Origin of the sequence: Planococcus sp. 11815 (assembly GCF_051096385.1) — a bacterium.
GTDB lineage: Bacteria > Bacillota > Bacilli > Bacillales_A > Planococcaceae > Planococcus > Planococcus citreus.
Genome location: NZ_CP096991.1, coordinates 278,110 through 296,916, shown reverse-complemented (window position 1 = coordinate 296,916; position 18,807 = coordinate 278,110). Strand labels below are relative to the sequence as shown.

Below are 18,807 nucleotides of genomic sequence, written 5' to 3'. Positions count from 1 at the left end.
ACTATTTTTAATTGAGAATACATATCAATTAATGCGTTTTCAAAGCATCTTTAAACGATAATTATTATCATTAAAAACTTAAAATTCACAAGATACGCCCTTCCACAAATTCCAGTTGGAACTTGCAGAAGGGCGTATCTTGTTTCCCACAAACGGTAGGAATTGTTCTGCTTACTTTACTTGATCGCTCTCGCTCAATCCACTTTCCCCAAAAGCTTCATCCAGTTCATCAAAGCGCCCGATGCGATGGATTTTCTTATCGTCCATCTCAAAATAATTGAAGATGTGGGATTCTCCTGGCTCGCCTTGTTTTTTGGCGAGCTGTTCGAAGATGACCCGATTGTCTTTGGCGAATTTGTTGAGCGTCTCCAATTGCATGCCAGAGCCTTTCACCCATTCGGCAAGCATTTCGTGGCCGGCAGCTGATTTCCCGGGACTGATCAATTCAACATTATGGTCCGTGACGGAAAGCACTCCGTCGACATTTTGTTCATTGACATAATCGGTAAAGCGTTCCGCAAGCTTGATCGGTTCAATCATCATGTATGCCCCCTTCTTCCGGTAATTTTTCGAATATCACCAAGGCCAGCGTAGCGACGGGTCCCAGAAGGAGCGACGCCAGGAACCACATAAGGCCGCTCCGATTTTTGCCTTGGGCGAGACCTGCATTGATCAGCGCAAGTGTTCCCCATCCGACTGCGTATTCGTTTCCCATATCCATTCCCCCTTTTCTCCTATTCTACTCGAAAAAAAGAAGCCGAAAAAATTCCGGCTTCTCAATAATTGGTGTTTTTTAGTTTTTTAAAGGTCTTGACGAAACGGTCAGGATCTCTTGGCACTTTATAGGTCAAGACGCCGCGATGCGTGTGCAAATACAATAAATTTGCATCGTCGGAAAAGGTCTTATAGGAAATATCCCAGACATGCATCAAATTGAACTCGTTTGTCGAAGCGGTCAATTTATCTTCGTATAAATGAATTTCATATTCGGTGTGCGTGATTTTCATCTGGCCGGCTACGATCGAGCGTTCCGTGTCGACATAAGTGATGGAAGACAGTAAACTTTTCGGATCCATTCGGTTCGCCTCCCGGCTGTTTTCCTAAAGTCTACTGCACCTGCGCGCGACTATGCAACTGATACGGCGCCTACATTTCATCGAAATATTCGTTTATCAAATCCCCGCATACCCCGATGGCTGCGGCACTGCCTTCACCAGCTGCGATGACGAGTTGCGACGGAACGATCAGCGAAGCATCTCCTGCCGCATACACATTCCACACATTCGTGCGCCCGTAATCATCCGTCAAGATCCCGCCGTGCTCGTTTTGTTTGCAGCCGAGCTCTTTGGCAAAATTAGTCGCATGGCTCCATAAAGGCGTGACGAACCCGGCACTGCGGTCGATTAATGTGCCATCTTCCAGCCGGACGCTTTTCAGCTTGCCGTTTTCCCCTTCCAGGCCGGAAATCGTATCTTCGTAAACTTTGATTCCCTTAGCGAGCAGCTTCTGCTTTTCCTCTTCTTCCAGACGCCCTTCACCGTTCGTAAAGACCGCCAAGTCGCGGCTCCACGTATAGACTTCCTTCGCTAGCGTAAATACTTTTTTATCGGCAATGACCGCGAGCGGCTGATCGCGCATTTCCCAGCCATCGCAATAAGGGCAGCTGAACAGAGTCGTCCCGTAAAACTTCTCGATATCCGGCACATTCGGCAGTTCTTCTTTCAATCCCGCCGCGATAATGATTTTGATGCTATGAAAAACCTTTCCACTTTTGGTCGTCAATTCGTAATGGGTTTTAGAAATACGGTCGATGTTGACGACGCGTTCGTTTTCCGTTTTGACGCTTCCGTATTTGCTGATCTCCTCATGCCCGAGCCGTTTGAACTCTTCCGGGCAAATTCCGTCTCTTGTAATGAACCCATGCGCTTCGCGGGTCACCAAATTGCGCCCATTGTCATCATCAAATAACACAGCATTCTTTCTCGAACGGCCAAGCACCAATGCAGCATTCAAACCTGCAGGGCCTCCGCCGATAATGGCACAATCGTATAGCATAGCGTTCATCCTTTTCTACTTTCGTTTTCCTCCCCTCTTCCCCCTTCGCATCTGCATTAAACAGGGGGACAGCCTAAAAAAACCGATTGCCCAGGATCTCCAGGACAATCGGTTTTTAAACGCAGGCTTCGTGCCGCACGCTTTATTTTTGGATCAATTCACGTAATGCCTGGACAAAGAATTTGTTTTCTTCCTCGGTGCCGACTGAAACCCTGACGTATTCTGGAAGGCCCCACCCTTTGCCGTAGCGGACGATAACGCCTTTTTTCATCAGATCTTGATAAAGCGCTTCTCCTTCATCACCCAATTTGACCAAGACGAAGTTGGCCATGCTCTTCGTATACGGGAGGCCCAGTTCTTCGAATGCTTCATAAAGGAACTCACGCCCGCGGCTATTCGCCTCGCGGGATTGCGTCACGTGTTCGTGGTCTGTCACTGCCGCCGCCGCAGCGAGCTGTGCCAGCGTATTGACGTTGAAGGGCTCTTTCACTTTCAGGATTGATGTGATGATTGAATCAGCCGCGATGCCGAAGCCGACGCGCACTCCCGCAATGCCATAGATTTTCGAGAAAGTTTTCAAGGTCAGCAACGGATAGCCTTGGCGGATGAATTCAGTGCCGTCCGTATAATCGTCCGCGTCCGCGTAATGGCTATACGCGGCGTCAAACACTACCAATATATCTCCCACAGCGTCCAATAATTTTTGGACATCCTGTTTCTTCATGTAGGTGCCGGTCGGGTTGTTCGGCGAGCAAATGTAGATGATTTTCGTCTTGTCGGTCACTGCCGCGATCATGGCATCTACATCAAATGCGAAGCCTTGTGCGAACGGCACTTTTACGACTTTCGCACCCATGATGTGCGCACCGAAATCGTATTCGCTGAATGATGGGTCTGGCACGACGATTTCATCGCCCTGTTCGAGAAACGCTTCCGAGATGAGCGTGATCAACTCGTCCGCACCGTTTGTCGGAATGACTTGGTTTTTTTCGACGCCATGCTCTTTGGCAATTGCTTCCTTTAAATCACTCGCATCCGCATCCGGGTAGCGGTTCAAGCCAAGAACGCCTTGTTCGATGGCCGCAACAGCCTTTTTCGACGGGCCAAGCGGGTTTTCGTTGGACGCCAGCTTAATGACGCGCTCCAAGCCCAGTTCTTCCTGCACTTCCCAAATCGGCTTGCCTGGTGAGTAAGGTTGGATTTGATCCAAGGTTTTGCGTGCTTTGATATTCTCCAAATTCGCCATTATGTACGCCTCCGTCATCTATTTTTGATAATATTGAATGAATATGTACTGCCATCAATAATGATACCATTAAAGCTGGATTTCCTGCATATCCACCTTAGTTAAAGAAAAATAATAGTTTCTATTATTACAGAAAAATCCGTTTCCTGAAAGGGGCACGGCCTACAATTTGAAACCCTCACCTAAATGTGGTTTACTTTAACGAGACTGAAGAAAGAGGAGTTTTCACATGATTAAAAAAATGACATTTATTTTTGCCCCATTCGCCCTCGCCTTAGTGCTCGGCGCATGTTCTGATAATGAAGAATCTACCGCAAACGAAGAAGCTGCGGCTCCAGAAACCGAACAGGCAGAAGGAACTGAAGAAGCAGCACCTGCTGAATCGGCACTCGAACTTCCTGAAGAAGACGCAGTCGTAGCAGTCGTCAACGGCGAAGAAATCCAAGGCAAAGTGTATAACAGCGTCGCTCGCCAGTTCGAATCGACATTGACTTCACAAGGACAGGACCCTTCAACTGAAGAGAACCTTCAATTGATTGAAGATGAAGCGATGTCCGTCGTCATCGGAAACGCTGTTCTATTGCAAGATGCCAAGGAAAAAGGCCATGAAGCGGATGATGCCGTCGTAGAAGAGCGCATGGAAGAATTGAAAGCCAACTTCGAGGACGAAGAAGCCATGAACGAAGCACTTGCTGAAACAGGCTTCACGCTTGAAGAAATGGAAGAGCAATTGCGTGAACAGCTTGTCTACGAAAGCTATATGGAAGAAGAAATCGACTCACCTGAAGTGACGGACGAAGAAGTCCAGGCAGCTTATGACCAATTCGTTGAAAGCTCAGAAGAAGAAGCACCGGCTTTAGAAGAGATGGAACCGACCATCCGCCAATCATTGCAAGAGCAAAAAGACCAGGAAGCTACTTTCGCGCGCGTAGAGGAATTGCGTGAAGAAGCTGAAGTCGAAGTAAAACTTTAATTTCCAAAAACCCCTACCGCAATCGGTAGGGGTTTTTTTCGGAGTGTTGAAGAAGTCTATAATCCGCTATGAATGAAAAAGGAAATCACCTTTCCTACATTCAAAATTCAATGTTCTATCTGAGTATTTGGAGAAGCATTCGCTCGACTCCTGTGGGACTAGCGGGTTTGAGAGACCCCGCAGGAACGAAGTGACGAGGAGGCTCGATTCCCGCCCCACGGAAAGCGAGCGATAAGCTTCGGAAAATACGGCTTTTTACCTTTCTCGACAGCTTGAAAAACCCCTACCGTAATCGGTAGGGGTTTTTCGATCTTACAGCCGTTATCTATTCAGCGAGCCGCTCTTTGCAAAACGCCAAAATTTCCTGTTCTTCCTCTTCATCCAACGCAAAATCAAGCGGCTTCTCACTGTCATTGTCGATAAAATGATAATCGGCGATGCGCGCATTGCCGTCTTCGACCGCCAAGATCAGGCGCAAGTCAAGGCCGCCCGGGCGGTACAGTTCGTCTTCCTCGTCCACTTTGATCGCCATCGTGTACTCATAGCGTTCACCTGTCAGGATGCCGGTCGGGTCTTGCAATTTTTCAACTTCGTAATTAATGATTTCCATTATTGCACCTCCATTGCTCTATTTTAGCTTTCATCTTGCCATTTGGATAGCATGGCGGGAAGGTTTGGCGTTTAAGTGCACCGGATACGGGAAAACACCAAACAGACATAAAAAATTAGGAGTGGATTTTGATGAACGTATTAGTTTTGGGAGCAAATGGCCAAGTGGGCCGCAATATTGTAGAAGAATTAACCGAAAGAGGCCATGACGCGGTAGCGATGATCCGCAAAGAAGAGCAGCGCGCAGAAATGGAAAAACGCGGCGCGAAGAAAATCGTCCTTGGCGATTTGGAAAAAGACTTCAGCCATGCATACGACGATGTCGACGCGGTCATTTTCGCAGCAGGCTCAGGCCCGAAAACAGGCGCTGACAAGACTTTGACCATTGATTTGTGGGGTTCTGTCAAAGCAGCGGATTACGCGAAGCAAAAAGGCGTTAAACGTTTCGTCCAGCTTGGCTCGGTCGGATCTGATGACCCGGATGCCGGCGGCGAGGAAATGAAGCCTTATTTGGTAGCTAAGCGCACAGCCGATGACCTTCTTGAACAAAGCGGTCTCGACTATACGATTGTCCGTCCCGGCCCATTATCGGATGATGAGAAAACTGGCCGTATCGAAGCAGCCACACACTTTGAGTCTTTCGAAAACCGTTCGATTCCACGCGCAGATGTAGCACGTACACTTGCTGAGGTGGTCGACCTTAAAAACACTTACGGAAAAGTCTTCGAGATCCTCAAAGGCGAAGCTGAAATCTCCCAGGAACTCGACCGCCTGTAAGCTTTAGGCGGATGGCGTTCGCGGCATTTCTATGGTAGACTAGCTTTACGATAATAGAGGACGTGATAACATGATTAATATTCAAGCACCGAAAGCTGACATTACCATCACTCAGCGCAAACAAGAAATCCAAGGCGATGAAGCAGTCATCAAACCGCTATACGGGTTTATCGACTTGCATGAAATTCCGCGCGACAAAGGCGGCATTATCCAATTCTTCAACCACAGCGGCGAGTTGCTGTTTGTCGGCAAAGCCCGCAAACTGCGCCAGCGCGTGAAAAAGCATTTCGAAGACAATGTCTCGCCATTGAAAAACCATCGCGATGAAGTACATCGCATTGCGGTTTCCATCGTGGAAGACCCGATGGAACGCGAAATTTATGAGACTTACCTGATCAATACAGGAAAAGCGAAATACAATGTCGATAAAGTATTTTATCGCGACTAAGGAAAACGGGCGCTCCCGATAGAGCGCCCGTTTTTTCTATTATTGATTTTTATACACACTTCTTCTGTAAGCTGTATCCAGCCAAATTTAAATAAACCTTTTTCCAGGTTTTATGAGAGTTTGAAAAAGGAATAGTACTGTAAAATCACGTTCTTTGGAGGAACTTATTATGTCTACACATGCCAAGCCAGTCCCAGCGGCCGATTGCCGCAGCGAATACGATACCCTGCGCCACGTGCTCCTATGCCCACCACGTTTCATGGAAATTCGAGACGTTATTAATGATGTACAGAAAAGATACAAAGATGAAAACATTGACGTAACGGAAGCTTTGCGCCAGCATTCAGCCTTTGTCGACGCACTAGCTGCAGAAGGCGTCGATACTGCTTTTCTAGAGGCCTCTGAAAGATATCCGGAGCAAGTGTTCACACGCGACATCGGCTTCACGATCGGCGATACGGTCTTCATCAGTGAAATGGCCGCGAATGTCCGCCAAGGAGAAGAACAGGTGCTGCAAAACTGGCTCGCTGAAAAAGGCGTCCGCTTCAAGCATTTGCCGGGGCACCGCATCGAAGGCGGCGACGTCATGATCGATCAAGATACGGTATTCATCGGGATCAGCAGCCGCACTTCTGAAGAGGCGATTGAGGAATTGCAGCGGCATATGCCGGATTTCCGCGTTGTCCCGATCCATCTCAACGAAAAATACTTGCATCTCGATTGCGTCTTCAATATTTTATCGCCGACCGAAGCACTCATCTATCCGGAAGCGCTGGAACAAGCGACAATTGAAATGCTGAGTGAGCGCTATGCGCTGATTTCTGTCGAAAAGGACGAACAATTCAAGCTCGGTACGAATGTGCTATCGATCGGCGAGCGCCGCGTCTTCAGCCAGCCGCAAAACACCAAGGTCAATAAGCAGCTTCGCGAACACGGCTTCCGCGTGATCGAAACCGATTTTTCGGAAATCATCAAATCCGGCGGCGCTTTCCGCTGCTGCACGATGCCTGTCGCCAGAGGCTGAACAGAAACAGCTGCCCGCATTAGCGGGCAGCTGTTGTTATGTCCATATCTTTAATCACGGTCGGCTGGCTGCATGTGGAGCCGGCTTTCGCGCGCAAGTTCCACGAACCTCGCCATCATATCGGTGCCTTCCGGCGTCCCGATCGATTCCGGATGAAACTGCAGCCCGTAGACCGGATAGTCTTTGTGCTTAATGGCCATCATCGTGCCATCATCCAACGCTTCTGCCTGTATAGTAAAGCATTCGGGCAAGGATGCCTTTTCGATAGCCAGCGAATGATAGCGCATAACAGGAACCCGCTCGTTCATGCCCGCGAACAAATCCGTTGCGCTATGCGAAACTTCCGAGACTTTGCCGTGGCGGATAGCCGGCGCTTCTGTGACGCGGCCGCCGAATGCCTCACCAAGCAATTGCTGTCCCAGGCAAATGCCCAGAATCGGCACCTCACGGTAAAGTTCACGGATCAACTCGAGCGATTCAGGGACATCTCTCGGATGACCTGGGCCAGGAGATAAAATAATCGCCTCAGGCTGTTTGCTGCGGATGTCATCCAAGCTCAATTGGCCATAGCGTACAACTTCCACATCTTCGCCGAGTGCCGCCACCGCTTGATAGATATTGTAAGTGAATGAATCGTAATGATCGATTAATAAAATCATCCGAACACCTCCGTCAACGAACGCGCTTTATGGAGCGTTTCCTCGTATTCGGCTTGCGGTTCGGAATCGAAGACGATGCCCGCTCCCGCTTGAACGTGGACCGTGCCGTCTTTAACGACGAAAGTCCGGATGGCGAGCGCCACATCAAGATTGCCGTTGAAGCCAAGGTAACCGACAGCGCCGCCATAAACGCCGCGCCGTTCCTCTTCAAATTGCTGGATGAGCTGCAGCGCACGCACTTTCGGGGCACCCGATACCGTACCAGCAGGCAGGCAGGACACAAGCGCATCTAGTGGATGCATTGCGCCTTCCAATTCGCCGGTCACTTCCGACACGATGTGCATAACGTGCTGGTACTTCTCGATGACCATGTATTTCGGGATCGCGACCGTACCGACTTTTGCGACGCGGCCGACGTCATTGCGGCTGAGGTCGACGAGCATTTGGTGCTCTGCCCGCTCTTTTTCATCCCCCAGCAATTCGTTCTCAAGCGCTGTATCTTCCGCTTCGGTCTTGCCGCGTTTTCTCGTGCCGGCGATGGGATTGGTTACCATCTCGCCACCACGGATCGTCAATAGGCTTTCAGGCGAAGCGCCGACGACGGCATAGTTGCCGAAGTCGATATAAAACTGGTAAGGCGACGGATTTTGCTTGCGCAGTTTCCGATATAGAGTGAAAGCATCGCCCTGGTAATCCGCAGACAACCGCTGCGACAATACCAACTGGAACACTTCGCCTTTGCGGATTTCCTGTTTGGCCAGTTCGACTTGTTCGCGGAACCGTTCAGCCGTCGTTGCGGAATGGAAATTCAATGTTTCCGGCTGGTCGCCCGGTTCTTTCTCTGCTGCCTGCTCAAGCTGCTCTGCGATTTCATCTGCGCGCCCTTCAAATGAAATGACCGTTACATCATGGCGGACATGGTCGAACACAACAATCGTTTCGTATAGCTGTAAATGGATGTCCGGCATGTTCAGGCTGTCTTTACGGGCACTCTCGACCGGCTCATACGCCGCGATGGCGTCATAGCCGATATAGCCAATCGCCCCGCCGGTAAACGGCAAGCCTTCAATATCACGATCGTCTTTCGGCATCAATTCCTTGATTCGCTCAAGCGGGCGCCCTTGTTCTATTGAACGCTCGCCGCTCCGGTAATCGATCACTTCCAATTGGTCCTTCAATCCGATGAACGCTTTTGACGGATCCGCCGCAATAAATGAATACCGGCCGCTTGCGCTCGTTTTCAGCGAACTTTCGAGCAGGCATTTGTAAGGCCCTTGCAAACGATGGAACACCATGATCGGCGTCAAGCTATCTCCTTCTACTTTCTTGATCTGTACATCTCTTCTCATCTCGGCTCAACTCCTCTTTCTTCTGGGCACCGCCGGTTCAATAAAAAAAAGCCCCCTGCACGAAATAAGATCATTTCGTACAGAGGACGGATCGACCGCGGTGCCACCTCATCTTGAAGCTCTCAGCTTCCACTTGAACCCCAATAACGCGGGGCAGACGGGCCTTCTTTTCAGATGGCCACTCATAAGTCCATTCACGCAGGTGCCACACCGGTTTCCAGCTGTCCCGGCTCTCTGTCAGAAGCTATCCATGCGCTACTTTTCTTATTCAACGTTTTTTTATGTGGCGCTTTGTTTCCGCAGTCCTGTAAAGTTGCCGCGCAATTAAAAGCTTGTGACCATCTTATGGAATTCAGAGCCGTCTGTCAACTGAAAGCAAACGCTTAATTTAGATAATTCTGTATTTATAAGAAGATTTGGGTTATAAATATAGTAGAAGAATGTTTCTAAAATCGAAGGGGGTATCAGAAAATGAAAAACAAACTTTGGCTGGCAACAGGAACAGTAGGACTCGGGCTCATACTCGGCGCTTGTGCAGGCGAAAGTGGAGGCGGTGATTCTTCTTCTGAGAGCGGCGATGCGACGCAGATTAGCTTCATGCACTGGCGCGGAGAAGACAAAGCCGTGCTTGATGAAATCATTGCCGATTTCGAAGAAGCGAACCCTGATATTCGCGTAGAGCAGAACATCTATCCGTCCGACCAATACCAGGCGACGGCACAGCGCATGCTGCAGGAAGGTTCAACAGGAGACGTCTTCACTTCTTTCCCGGGCGCGCAATTTGAATCGATCCAAAGCGCCGGCTTTTTTGAAGACTTGAGCGGAGAAGACTTCGTCTCGAATTTTGACGAAAGCCTGATCGCTGTCGGCCAGAAAGACGGCACGCAATATGCCCTGCCTTACCAGCTAGTATTCAATATGCCGGTCTATAACAAAGGCATGTTTGACGAACTCGGCCTTGAAGTGCCGAAAAGCTGGACGGAATTCCAGGAAATGGCCGATACTTTGCTAGAAAATGATATCACGCCAATTGCGTTTCCAGGCGCTGACATCGGGCCGAACCAATTCATGAACAGCATGATGATGAACAATGCACCGGATGAAGATGTCTTCGCCAAACTCCAAAACGGCGAAGAATCCTTAACGAATGAATGGTGGGTTAAGACACTCGAAGACTTTAAGCTTCTAGCGGATAAAGGCTATATCCAGGACGATGCACTCGGCACCAACCAGGATTCCGCAATGGCCATGGTAGCGAACGAGGAAGCAGCCATGCTTGCGACCGGTTCCTATCACATGAATTCCCTGCTCGACTTGAACCCGGACCTTGAACTCGACTTGCTTGCCCCGATTACAGTGGAAGAAAGCGAAGCCACTTATGAAGGCATCAATACGGCGACATTCATGCTGGCCGTCAATAGCAATTCCGAAAAGAAAGACCAGGCGAAAGCGTTCATCGACTATTTGAGCCAGCCGGAAGTGGCTTCCAAATACGCCAATGAAACCGGGCAGCATTTGACGGTCAACGGCGTCGAATACGAGTCTGAAGCGCTGCAAAACACTTCGTATTGGATCGACGAGCGCAATACGCGTTTCCAGCCGCGCTTTTTGATCACCAACGCCCAGATTGAAGATGCGGTCCTCAGTTCAATTGAAAACGTTCTTGGGGGCGAAGATCCGATGGCAGCCGCTGAAGCAGCCCAGCAAATCGTAGAAGAAAACAGGGAATAACCAGTCTATGAGAATCTCCAAATCCATTTACCTGTTCTTTCTTCCGGGGCTAGTCCTATACAGCTTGTTCTTTTTGTACCCAACCATCAGCGCCCTTTTCTATTCATTTACCGACTGGGACGGCTTAAGCACCGCCTTCCAGTTTGTCGGCATCGATAATTACACCCGGGCATTTACGGGCGATTCAATTTTCCAGAAAACGATCGGCAATAACTTGAAGTTCATGCTGACGGTCGTCGTGTTCCAGACGCTTGTCGCACTTACTTTCGCGCTGATCGTCATCAAGAACACGAAAACGAATGTATTTCTCCGGGCGCTTTACTTTTTCCCGACCATTCTTTCTTCGGTATCGGTCGCCTTCATCTGGGCGTTCATCTACGATCCGTCGATGGGCATCCTGAATCAAGTGCTCGAGCTCATCGGCCTTGATTTCCTGGCACAAAACTGGCTCGGCAATTCCAATATCGCGATTTATTCGCTGGCCATCACCCAAGTGTGGTTCCATGCGGGACAGATGCTGATCATCTTTGTCGCGGGACTTCAAGCCATTCCAGAGGAACTGTATGAAGTGGCAAAAATCGAAGGCGCCAGCAAGTGGCAGACGTTCAAAAGCGTTACTTGGCCGCTGCTTGCACCTTCCGCCACCATTGTTGTCGCCTATACGACGATTCAGTCGTTCAAAGCCTTCGACTTGGTCTTTGCGATGACCGGCGGCGGGCCTAATAACTCCACTGAAATTATCGCGACGTATATTTACGATGTCGCGTTCAAGAGCTATCAATTCGGTTACGCTTCTGCGATTTCCATCATTTTCATGGTCATCATCGCGTTGATCACTTACCTGCAGTTCAAGGCCTTGCGCTCAGACCGCGTATCTTACTAGAAAGGAGGCGGCAATTTTGCTGTTCAGGAAATTCTCACTGCTCATCTATGCGCTGCTGATCCTGATTCCGTTAGTGGTCGTCCTGTTGACGTCCGTTAAAACACTTCAGGAAACATTCCGTGACCCGCTCGGCTTACCGGACGGCGGCTTTAAATTCGATAATTATGTCGCGATTTTCCAAGAACAAACGATGGCCGGCTATTTTCTCAACAGTACCATCGTCACCTTGTTCTCGGTGTCGTTCACTTTGCTGCTCGCCGCGATGGTGGCATTCGGCATTACGCGCATGAATAATTGGATCGGCAATGTGCTGTTCGCCGTGTTCACGCTCGGCATGATGGTACCGGCACAAGTCATCATGGTCCCGCTTTATTCGCTCATGCTGGATTTGGGACTGACGAATAGCCTTCTTGGGCTGATTCTCGTCAACATTTCCTCGACCTTGCCGATTGCCGTATTCATCCTGACCGGCTTTATGAAAACTTTACCGAAAGAATTGTTTGAAGCGTCGACGATCGACGGGGCCGGCAATTGGAAGATGTTCACGAAAGTGGCTATTCCTTTGTCCTTGCCTTCCATCTCGGCTACAGCGATTTTTCTATTCGTCATGCACTGGAACGACCTTTTGTACCCGCTCCTGTTCATCACGGACAATGCCTACAAAACCTTGCCGCTCGCACTTCTTGAGTTTCAAGGGCAATATTCCACCAATTATCCAATGCTGTTCACAGGCGTCATCATCGCCTCAGCACCGATGGTCATCGCCTATGTCTTCCTGCAACGCTACTTCGTCGCAGGCATCACAGCCGGTGCTGTCAAAGGATAACAAAAAGCCTCCGGAATTTTTCCGGAGGCTTTTCTTATTATCTGGCAAAGACATGCTTGCCGATTTTCTTGATGGTCGAACGAGTAAAGATCCACTGGTCAGTTGCCGTGACCGGGTTGTAATAGTATGTCGCGCCGGAAGATGGATCCCAGCCTTTCGCCGCTTCTCGCACAGCACGGTAAGCGGAAGCGTTTGGCGTCAACCAATATTGTCCGTCATTCACTGCTGTAAACGCATTGCGCTGGAAAATGACGCCATATGTACTGCTCGGGAACGCGCGGGATTGCACACGGTTCATAATGACTGCCGCTACCGCGACTTTTCCTTCGAATATTTCACCGCGGGCTTCGCCATGGACGGTGCGTGCCATCATATCGACTTGCTTCATCTTTTCGCGTGTCATCGGCCCAGTAAAGCCGGTTGCTTTCACGCCGAAATCGCGTTGGAACTGGACTACGGCATCTTTTGTGATCGAGCCATAATAGCCGGTCGGTGCGAGATGGAAATAGCCGAGTTTTTGAAGCTTCGCTTGAAGTTCTGTTACTTCGCTTCCGGAAACACCTTCGTGTAAATCAGGTGCATGGGCGGAAACTGCTGAATGTGAAAATGTTAGAAAGAAAATCGTTGCTAAACTGAATAAGAGCGCTTTAATTGTTTTCATGCTTCCTCTCCTTTTCCTTTTTGACAAGAATCGACAATTGATTCCTTTTTAAAGTATATCTTTGACATATATCAAAAACAACATGACGGAGTTACTTTGTTTTCGAATTTTTCTATCAACTCGCTAGGTCTTTCTATATCCAGTACATTCTTTAGACCTACAAAACCGCACTTGCACAATCGGGAAAATGAAAGAAAGGCGAGCTATACGCCCGCCTTTCTATACTTTCCATCGATTCACTTTCTTCGTCTCGAGTAATGCAATTGCGCAATTTGGCCGTCTTGCCCCACATTTTCCAAAGTGAAATCAAGTTGGCGCTGTGCTTTTTGAAATAAGGGGATGCCGTCGCCAAGTGTTACTGGCGCAATGGAAATGATGAATTCATCGACCAGGTCTTCTTGCAACAGGCGCTCCAGCAGCAAGCTGCCGCCGACCGGCCAGATGGTTCCGCCGGGTTGCTGCTTCAACCTTTTCACGACACTGGCTGGGTCTTCCGATGTGAAGGTGATCTGGCCTTCGTCTTCTTTCGGATGACTGGTGAATACATAGGAACGCTGATCGACGTAAGGAAATTCTCCGCTCTCATGCGAGACCACCCATTCATAGGTGCGCCTGCCGAGCAGAATGGTATCGACCGTTTCGATGAATTGCCCATACCCCGCGTCTCCATTCATTTCCACATCCAATAGCCAGTCCAACGTTTCTTCGGGGTCAGCGATATAACCGTCGAAACTTTGCGCGATATAACAAATGACTTTCCGTTCAGCCATCGCAAATGCCTCCTTCAGCGGTTGGTTGCTGCCGCTTTCTTCGCCATTCGCCCAATCAGGATTCGAGTTCTTCCAATTGTTTTTTTGTTTGCGGGAATGCATTTGCCTGCCATTCCGAACGGTAGGCCGAATCCAATTGGGTCAATCCTTGTTCTGCATGGTCATAAGGAGCATTAACGCTTTCCTCATGGTCGATTTCGTAGCTATTGTGCATATCGCTGTCTTCATATACCCAAACATTGCGCTTTTTACCATTATAAGCCTTTAGCAAGACCAATCCTGCGCCAAGTGCCGCGCCTGATGCGATGAATTTTTTCATATTGATGCCCATAACGATCCCTCCAACTTGTACTTTCTACCTTGTCTTCCCCCTTTTCAATCAGTTTAACCTCTTGAGCTTTTAGACGTATGGGCAAGAGTTTGGTAAAGTGGAACAAACTGATCCTGGAGGCGATTTGATGAAGAAAATAGTCATCGTATCTGATACGCATATTCCGAACCGCGGAAAAAAACTCCCTCAACCGCTTGTCGACGCCTGTGATGGAGCCGACTTCATCATCCATGCCGGCGACTGGCAAATACTCGATGTCTACCATGAATTATCAGCTTATGCTGAAACGGATGGCGTAGCAGGCAATGTCGACCCTTGGGATATCGTAGACCGTTTCGGGCGGAAAAAGATTTTCACATTCGGCGACTTGAAAATCGGTGTTGTCCACGGAGATGGCATACGCAAAACGACCGAACAGCGGGCTCTAGATAGTTTTGAAGGCGAAAACGTCGACATCATTGTTTTTGGCCATTCCCATCAGCCGCTCATGCGTGAAACGGACGGCCTGACTTTATTCAATCCCGGCTCACCGACCGATAAACGCCGTGAACCGCAATACTCGTTTGGGCTGCTTGAAATCAGTGATACTTGGGAGCTCAAACACGTTTTTTTCGATAATAAAGATTAACAAAAGGCCATTTCCTGATTTAAAGGAAATGGCCTTTTTTATGAACGGAAGATCAGCGGCATCGGCAAAACAGAGCATCTCAATTTTTTTCGAAGCTGAACCCGAGCCGCTTAAGCGCTGTCTCGAGATTTGCTTCAATCATCGTCCCTTTCAAGGCCTCGGCGAAATGGGGGACTTTCAACGCCATAAAAGGCTGGATACCTGTCACGACCGGCTGGACGCCAATCAAGCCCAACACCTTCACGAGCTTCAATAAATATTCGCCGACTTGTGAATTGATCTGCGATACGCCGGATACATCGATCACCAGTACTTCGATGCCTTTTTCTGCACAACCGTGCATGGCATGGTCGATGATAGCCTGTGCCCTCAATGCCCTGACTTCGCCGATAATCGGCAAAATCGCCACTTTCCCGACAATGGGAACCATTGGCGCAGCTAACGATTCAATTTCCCCATATGCCCGTTCCAGTTCCAAGACATACGTCAATAAAGTGGCGAGGGTTTCAAAGATGAACGACAAATCCGCCGGCAGCTCGCATGGGCCATCATCGAGACCACAGACGGTGCCATAGCTTGAGCCATCTTCATAAAAAATCGGCACGCCGATAAAACATCCTGCTTCGAATCCATCCGCAATTCCTAGAGAACGTGTCAATTCATGTTCTCCGATGCGTTCGATGATTAACGCTTGCGCCCCGTGCTCGACGCTCAAAGCTGACAACATGCATGGCAGCGGGGAAGCTTCCCCTTCTTCTATCAAATGATGCTTCGTATTATGTACCTTGACGATCTTTTGGGAGCCCCTTTCCTGCTTTGCGATATAGAAGCTGTTCATGCCTGCTTGCTTGCTGAGAATTTGGAGAATATATGAAGCCGCTTCGTCGAAATCACTAAAATCCCTTATTTTTTCCAGATTTCCCCTCACCATTCAGCCATCTCCCCTTTCCCACTTATGTTTGAACCGAAAATAACGCCAATTCTTTTGTCTTCTTTCATTATAACGCTCTTTATTATCTGAAATGTTTAAATTGCGTAACAAAATCAGTTTTTTTAGCATGTTCACTATTTCCAAATATCGGGTATACCTTATCACAAGCGAAAGGAGGCTCATCCATGAACAAAGAATGGGACATTGAATTATTGGAACAAACCGATAGCATGATTTCTTTCAGCTGGACCCCGACAGATGAAGTTTCACGGATTAAAAAAGACGGAGAGATCGTCTATACAGGCACACAAGCGTCATTTCGCGAGGAAGGCCTGAGCCCTGGCGAATTGTTCTGTTATACGATAGAACGCCAAACCCCACAAGGCAGCTGGGTACTTTCCTTGAAAATTTTGACCGGCACCGAAAAGCGCGACCCTGATTGCATCAATCAATTGGAGCAAATCGTTTTTTCGACCATTATTTCACACAAGCGGATCTCGCTTGCCTGGGGAGCAATCGACGGCATCGACGAATACGAAATTTACCGCGATGGCGAGCAAGTAGCGAAAATCGCCAAGACCCAATTCACAGACCGAAATGTGCCGGAAGACCGGGAAGTGATTTATTGGGTGCGCGCAAGACGCCCCGTTGAACGGACTGAAAGCCCATTACGCAAAATCAAATCGCTCGCTGCCAATATATTCGGAGCCTTGAACCTGGGTTCGTCGCAAGAACAGGCAGCCGTTGAAAAATTCTGGCTATCGAAAAAGATCGCCCCGCTCAACCAGTTGCTCAAGGAAGGCCAGAGCAAGCCGCCGGAGCTGAAATGGCATCTGCGCTACCTGACCTTTTTGCCCGATGATGTCTTAAAAAATCCCAACCTAACGTCGCCAAACCCTTATTTTCAAGGGGATAATCGCACATTCGATCCCGAATCGAAACATTACCGATCACTCACCAACTCCATCGTCAACCTGGTGGAACAGCAGAGCACGTTCGATTTCGACAAAGATATCGGCACCAGCATCGCCTATAATTGGCGCCGGAAATTCCGTAAAGCGGACGTTGCTTCGAGTGAAGGCGTCAGTGCCAAAATATCGGAAGAGACACCCCTGAAAACCGAAATCCTGATCACCCACAGCGTCGGAAATCCGTTGACGACATCGCCGAACATCGATTACGAATTATCTGCGACGTTTTACCGGAATGGCGTATATGATTTCATTGGCATCCATGACCAATCGCCAAATCACGAAATCTACTTAAAGCTCGGCGACGATGGGACATGGCAGCCGCTTCACCAGACCGAAAGCGAAGGGCTTGCCTGGATGGCCGATCCAATCGCGGCCCATTATTGGCGCTTTTCGAACTTCCTGTAATGAACAAGGGCAAAACAGTTCCATATAAAAAAGGGCGGTTCCAGAAAGACTGGAACCGCCCTTTTGCGTGTTTAGAATTGGTCCAAAAAACGCTTGCGGATATGCGGAGGCGGCAGCATGCAGCTGTCGAGCTTGCCGAATACTTTATAGCGGTTTTTTGCGATGACGTCGTATGCGCCGTCACGAAGTACACGCGGGAATGGCTGTAGGTGATACGCCAATTTCCAAAGCCCCGTCAAATGGTGTGAAATCTTGAGCGCACCTTCTGACTTCACATACGCTTCGCCGCCTTCAATCAACACCAGGCTGTCGACGTCGTCGGGCACATTGTGCTTTTCGGAAAGCTCCTGCCCGATCTCGCTTTGCAGGGAAGCGAATTGAAAGTAACCTGCCGGGTCATGATTGATGATGAATTGCACACTGGAATCGCAGAAATTGCAATCTCCATCGAATAACACAATCGCATGCTCCATAGATGATCCTCCTTTAAACTAATGCCTGTCTTTCGTTTTCCCTATTCCCATTTCTTGAAACCATCTGTCTTCGTTCCTTGATGGAAGAAGAGCTTCCAACCGTCCGCGCGTTTTTTCCAGACCGAACTGCGGTGGCTCCAAACCCCTGTTGTCCGGTTCTCCAATAAGTACAGCGTCAGGACCGACTCGGGGCCGAGAACTTTTGCTTCAAAGCGGGAAATACGATAATCATCTTCTTGCAAAGCATAGTCCCCGTTAAAATCAGAACGCTGACAAATCCCGCCGGAGATGCCGAATTCAAAAAAATCGTCATCCAATATTTCCGCCATGGTGCGGTTCGACTCCCTGGCAGCCGGCGCCAAATGGCTGTTCTCTAAATCTAGAAATTGTTTATGCAAGCTTTCCATCCGGATCCCCTTCCATCTATCTGTATAAAAAAAAGCCCCGGCGAGCGCCGGGACCAGCTTATTTAAATTGTTCGTCTTCCTCTGCCTCGTCGTCCTTGTAGAAATCTTCCTGGTCTTGCCCAGGTTGGTCTTGAGGGCCATCCGAGGAACCGAAATTCTCGACATCTTCAAAGCTGTTGTCGTAATCGCGGATTCGGCTGTCTTCCGTTTTGGCCGGGCGGTCTGTTGACGATCCGATGACATCTTCTTCTGATGGGCGGCTTTCCAAATCCAAGCTGTGGTCGGCGTGGTCGATGCAAGTCAGTGCGGTAGGAATGGCTTCAAGCCGCTCATATGGAATGTCTTTGCCGCACACTGCACATTTTCCATAGGTTCCATCTTCAATGGCTTTTAGCGCAGCGAGCACGTCTTCATGCTCTTCTTCCTTGAATTGCTCCATCGCCATCCCGCGTTCTTGGTCATACAAATCAGTGGCGTTATCGCCAGGGTGATTATCGTAATTGGATAATTCGCTGGTTTCGAATTCCTCTGTATGTTCCATCCGTTGCTCGAGCGATTTCAATTGCGCTTCGAGTTCTTGCTTCAAGTTCTTTTGCTGTTCGTCCGTCATTATGACTCCTCCTCCAAATACTCGCTTGTGCTATATA

General features: G+C 49.0%; 24 protein-coding genes and 1 other annotated feature. Of the genes, 9 read left to right on the top strand and 15 right to left on the bottom strand.

All coding sequences use genetic code 11. From position 1 onward, the window contains the following. Positions 1-171: 171 nt before the first annotated feature. The 5 genes from M1Q06_RS01630 to hisC all read right to left on the bottom strand — a co-directional run bounded on the left by M1Q06_RS01630 (position 172) and on the right by hisC (position 3,301). The gene (locus tag M1Q06_RS01630; RefSeq protein ID WP_135449617.1) at positions 172-543 is read right to left on the bottom strand and encodes a nuclear transport factor 2 family protein; all 372 of its coding nucleotides are present in this window, start codon (positions 541-543) and stop codon (positions 172-174) included. After that, positions 533-715, bottom strand: coding sequence for a hypothetical protein (locus M1Q06_RS01625; protein WP_121300752.1), 183 nt, complete (start codon positions 713-715; stop codon positions 533-535). The genes M1Q06_RS01630 and M1Q06_RS01625 overlap by 11 nt, the downstream gene beginning before the upstream one ends. 61 nt (positions 716-776) lie before the next feature. Then, the gene (locus tag M1Q06_RS01620; protein ID WP_121300751.1) at positions 777-1,076 is read right to left on the bottom strand and encodes a hypothetical protein; all 300 of its coding nucleotides are present in this window, start codon (positions 1,074-1,076) and stop codon (positions 777-779) included. 70 nt (positions 1,077-1,146) lie between these two features. Further along, a complete protein-coding gene (locus tag M1Q06_RS01615; RefSeq protein WP_434401168.1) occupies positions 1,147-2,055 on the bottom strand; it encodes an NAD(P)/FAD-dependent oxidoreductase in 909 nt (302 codons plus the stop codon). 142 nt (positions 2,056-2,197) lie between these two features. Then, positions 2,198-3,301 (bottom strand): histidinol-phosphate transaminase, encoded by a 1,104-nt coding sequence (gene hisC / locus M1Q06_RS01610; protein ID WP_434401166.1) that lies wholly within the window; start codon positions 3,299-3,301, stop codon positions 2,198-2,200. Between the two features lie 229 nt (positions 3,302-3,530). Here hisC and M1Q06_RS01605 point away from each other — a divergent pair, with 229 nt between their 5' ends. After that, a complete protein-coding gene (locus M1Q06_RS01605) occupies positions 3,531-4,274 on the top strand; it encodes a SurA N-terminal domain-containing protein (RefSeq protein WP_434401164.1) in 744 nt (247 codons plus the stop codon). A gap of 325 nt (positions 4,275-4,599) precedes the next feature. On the opposite strand, the gene M1Q06_RS01600 is transcribed toward M1Q06_RS01605, so the two are convergent. Beyond that, positions 4,600-4,884, bottom strand: a complete 285-nt coding sequence (locus tag M1Q06_RS01600; RefSeq protein ID WP_121300747.1) for a DUF6509 family protein — start codon at positions 4,882-4,884, stop codon at positions 4,600-4,602. 131 nt (positions 4,885-5,015) lie between these two features. Here M1Q06_RS01600 and M1Q06_RS01595 point away from each other — a divergent pair, with 131 nt between their 5' ends. From M1Q06_RS01595 to M1Q06_RS01585, 3 genes are all read left to right on the top strand, one after another. Continuing rightward, the gene (locus tag M1Q06_RS01595) at positions 5,016-5,660 is read left to right on the top strand and encodes an SDR family oxidoreductase (protein WP_434401161.1); all 645 of its coding nucleotides are present in this window, start codon (positions 5,016-5,018) and stop codon (positions 5,658-5,660) included. 70 nt (positions 5,661-5,730) lie between these two features. Further along, on the top strand, positions 5,731-6,108 hold the full coding sequence (locus M1Q06_RS01590) for a nucleotide excision repair endonuclease (RefSeq protein ID WP_101189296.1): 378 nt from the start codon (positions 5,731-5,733) through the stop codon (positions 6,106-6,108). Between the two features lie 169 nt (positions 6,109-6,277). After that, complete coding sequence (locus M1Q06_RS01585; protein ID WP_434401159.1) at positions 6,278-7,132, top strand: dimethylarginine dimethylaminohydrolase family protein; 855 nt, start codon at positions 6,278-6,280, stop codon at positions 7,130-7,132. A gap of 50 nt (positions 7,133-7,182) precedes the next feature. On the opposite strand, the gene M1Q06_RS01580 is transcribed toward M1Q06_RS01585, so the two are convergent. Beyond that, positions 7,183-7,791, bottom strand: a complete 609-nt coding sequence (locus tag M1Q06_RS01580) for an anthranilate synthase component II (RefSeq protein WP_434401157.1) — start codon at positions 7,789-7,791, stop codon at positions 7,183-7,185. Beyond that, complete coding sequence (trpE, locus tag M1Q06_RS01575) at positions 7,788-9,140, bottom strand: anthranilate synthase component I (RefSeq protein WP_434401155.1); 1,353 nt, start codon at positions 9,138-9,140, stop codon at positions 7,788-7,790. Before trpE ends, M1Q06_RS01580 begins: the two co-directional genes overlap by 4 nt. Before the next feature lie 79 nt (positions 9,141-9,219). Next, positions 9,220-9,421: a binding site (T-box leader), on the bottom strand. Between the two features lie 190 nt (positions 9,422-9,611). Between trpE and M1Q06_RS01570 the strand changes: the two genes are divergently transcribed. From M1Q06_RS01570 to M1Q06_RS01560, 3 genes are read left to right on the top strand one after another with little or no spacing between them, the layout of a single operon-like run. After that, positions 9,612-10,871 (top strand): ABC transporter substrate-binding protein, encoded by a 1,260-nt coding sequence (locus M1Q06_RS01570; RefSeq protein WP_121300742.1) that lies wholly within the window; start codon positions 9,612-9,614, stop codon positions 10,869-10,871. A 7-nt stretch (positions 10,872-10,878) separates the two neighbouring features. After that, positions 10,879-11,754 carry a carbohydrate ABC transporter permease gene (locus tag M1Q06_RS01565; protein WP_434401153.1) on the top strand — a complete coding sequence of 292 codons (876 nt, stop codon included), beginning with the start codon at positions 10,879-10,881 and terminating at the stop codon, positions 11,752-11,754. A gap of 16 nt (positions 11,755-11,770) precedes the next feature. Beyond that, entirely contained in the window at positions 11,771-12,580 is an 810-nt protein-coding gene (locus tag M1Q06_RS01560; protein ID WP_121300740.1) for a carbohydrate ABC transporter permease, read from the top strand. Positions 12,581-12,617: 37 nt separating this feature from the next. Here M1Q06_RS01560 and M1Q06_RS01555 read toward each other — a convergent pair whose 3' ends face one another. The 3 genes from M1Q06_RS01555 to M1Q06_RS01545 all read right to left on the bottom strand — a co-directional run bounded on the left by M1Q06_RS01555 (position 12,618) and on the right by M1Q06_RS01545 (position 14,342). Then, on the bottom strand, positions 12,618-13,241 hold the full coding sequence (locus M1Q06_RS01555) for a cell wall hydrolase (protein WP_121300739.1): 624 nt from the start codon (positions 13,239-13,241) through the stop codon (positions 12,618-12,620). Positions 13,242-13,477: 236 nt separating this feature from the next. Next, entirely contained in the window at positions 13,478-14,011 is a 534-nt protein-coding gene (locus M1Q06_RS01550; protein WP_434401150.1) for a dihydrofolate reductase family protein, read from the bottom strand. Between the two features lie 55 nt (positions 14,012-14,066). After that, positions 14,067-14,342 carry a hypothetical protein gene (locus tag M1Q06_RS01545; RefSeq protein ID WP_434401148.1) on the bottom strand — a complete coding sequence of 92 codons (276 nt, stop codon included), beginning with the start codon at positions 14,340-14,342 and terminating at the stop codon, positions 14,067-14,069. Positions 14,343-14,469: 127 nt separating this feature from the next. Here M1Q06_RS01545 and M1Q06_RS01540 point away from each other — a divergent pair, with 127 nt between their 5' ends. Continuing rightward, positions 14,470-14,970, top strand: coding sequence for a metallophosphoesterase family protein (locus M1Q06_RS01540; protein ID WP_121300988.1), 501 nt, complete (start codon positions 14,470-14,472; stop codon positions 14,968-14,970). A gap of 79 nt (positions 14,971-15,049) precedes the next feature. Here the strand turns inward: M1Q06_RS01540 and M1Q06_RS01535 are convergent, their stop codons facing one another. Continuing rightward, positions 15,050-15,901, bottom strand: coding sequence for an STAS domain-containing protein (locus tag M1Q06_RS01535; protein ID WP_434401146.1), 852 nt, complete (start codon positions 15,899-15,901; stop codon positions 15,050-15,052). Positions 15,902-16,086: 185 nt separating this feature from the next. Between M1Q06_RS01535 and M1Q06_RS01530 the strand changes: the two genes are divergently transcribed. Next, complete coding sequence (locus M1Q06_RS01530; RefSeq protein ID WP_434401144.1) at positions 16,087-17,280, top strand: hypothetical protein; 1,194 nt, start codon at positions 16,087-16,089, stop codon at positions 17,278-17,280. A gap of 71 nt (positions 17,281-17,351) precedes the next feature. Here the strand turns inward: M1Q06_RS01530 and M1Q06_RS01525 are convergent, their stop codons facing one another. Genes M1Q06_RS01525 through M1Q06_RS01515 form a run of 3 tightly spaced genes read right to left on the bottom strand, consistent with a single transcriptional unit; the run spans position 17,352 to position 18,770 of the window. Then, the gene (locus tag M1Q06_RS01525; protein WP_434401142.1) at positions 17,352-17,753 is read right to left on the bottom strand and encodes a thiol-disulfide oxidoreductase DCC family protein; all 402 of its coding nucleotides are present in this window, start codon (positions 17,751-17,753) and stop codon (positions 17,352-17,354) included. Positions 17,754-17,794: 41 nt separating this feature from the next. Then, positions 17,795-18,160 (bottom strand): DUF4440 domain-containing protein, encoded by a 366-nt coding sequence (locus M1Q06_RS01520; protein ID WP_434401140.1) that lies wholly within the window; start codon positions 18,158-18,160, stop codon positions 17,795-17,797. Between the two features lie 58 nt (positions 18,161-18,218). Next, entirely contained in the window at positions 18,219-18,770 is a 552-nt protein-coding gene (locus tag M1Q06_RS01515) for a TraR/DksA C4-type zinc finger protein (RefSeq protein ID WP_434401138.1), read from the bottom strand. Positions 18,771-18,807: the final 37 nt, after the last annotated feature.

Coding starts and splice junctions, on each gene's coding strand:
- M1Q06_RS01630 (WP_135449617.1), bottom strand. CDS start 543: ATGATGATTGAACCGATCAAGCTTGCGGAACGCTTTACCGATTATGTC.
- M1Q06_RS01625 (WP_121300752.1), bottom strand. CDS start 715: ATGGGAAACGAATACGCAGTCGGATGGGGAACACTTGCGCTGATCAAT.
- M1Q06_RS01620 (WP_121300751.1), bottom strand. CDS start 1,076: ATGGATCCGAAAAGTTTACTGTCTTCCATCACTTATGTCGACACGGAA.
- M1Q06_RS01615 (WP_434401168.1), bottom strand. CDS start 2,055: ATGCTATACGATTGTGCCATTATCGGCGGAGGCCCTGCAGGTTTGAAT.
- hisC (WP_434401166.1), bottom strand. CDS start 3,301: ATGGCGAATTTGGAGAATATCAAAGCACGCAAAACCTTGGATCAAATC.
- M1Q06_RS01605 (WP_434401164.1), top strand. CDS start 3,531: ATGATTAAAAAAATGACATTTATTTTTGCCCCATTCGCCCTCGCCTTA.
- M1Q06_RS01600 (WP_121300747.1), bottom strand. CDS start 4,884: ATGGAAATCATTAATTACGAAGTTGAAAAATTGCAAGACCCGACCGGC.
- M1Q06_RS01595 (WP_434401161.1), top strand. CDS start 5,016: ATGAACGTATTAGTTTTGGGAGCAAATGGCCAAGTGGGCCGCAATATT.
- M1Q06_RS01590 (WP_101189296.1), top strand. CDS start 5,731: ATGATTAATATTCAAGCACCGAAAGCTGACATTACCATCACTCAGCGC.
- M1Q06_RS01585 (WP_434401159.1), top strand. CDS start 6,278: ATGTCTACACATGCCAAGCCAGTCCCAGCGGCCGATTGCCGCAGCGAA.
- M1Q06_RS01580 (WP_434401157.1), bottom strand. CDS start 7,791: ATGATTTTATTAATCGATCATTACGATTCATTCACTTACAATATCTAT.
- trpE (WP_434401155.1), bottom strand. CDS start 9,140: ATGAGAAGAGATGTACAGATCAAGAAAGTAGAAGGAGATAGCTTGACG.
- M1Q06_RS01570 (WP_121300742.1), top strand. CDS start 9,612: ATGAAAAACAAACTTTGGCTGGCAACAGGAACAGTAGGACTCGGGCTC.
- M1Q06_RS01565 (WP_434401153.1), top strand. CDS start 10,879: ATGAGAATCTCCAAATCCATTTACCTGTTCTTTCTTCCGGGGCTAGTC.
- M1Q06_RS01555 (WP_121300739.1), bottom strand. CDS start 13,241: ATGAAAACAATTAAAGCGCTCTTATTCAGTTTAGCAACGATTTTCTTT.
- M1Q06_RS01550 (WP_434401150.1), bottom strand. CDS start 14,011: ATGGCTGAACGGAAAGTCATTTGTTATATCGCGCAAAGTTTCGACGGT.
- M1Q06_RS01545 (WP_434401148.1), bottom strand. CDS start 14,342: ATGGGCATCAATATGAAAAAATTCATCGCATCAGGCGCGGCACTTGGC.
- M1Q06_RS01540 (WP_121300988.1), top strand. CDS start 14,470: ATGAAGAAAATAGTCATCGTATCTGATACGCATATTCCGAACCGCGGA.
- M1Q06_RS01535 (WP_434401146.1), bottom strand. CDS start 15,901: ATGGTGAGGGGAAATCTGGAAAAAATAAGGGATTTTAGTGATTTCGAC.
- M1Q06_RS01530 (WP_434401144.1), top strand. CDS start 16,087: ATGAACAAAGAATGGGACATTGAATTATTGGAACAAACCGATAGCATG.
- M1Q06_RS01525 (WP_434401142.1), bottom strand. CDS start 17,753: ATGGAGCATGCGATTGTGTTATTCGATGGAGATTGCAATTTCTGCGAT.
- M1Q06_RS01520 (WP_434401140.1), bottom strand. CDS start 18,160: ATGGAAAGCTTGCATAAACAATTTCTAGATTTAGAGAACAGCCATTTG.
- M1Q06_RS01515 (WP_434401138.1), bottom strand. CDS start 18,770: ATGACGGACGAACAGCAAAAGAACTTGAAGCAAGAACTCGAAGCGCAA.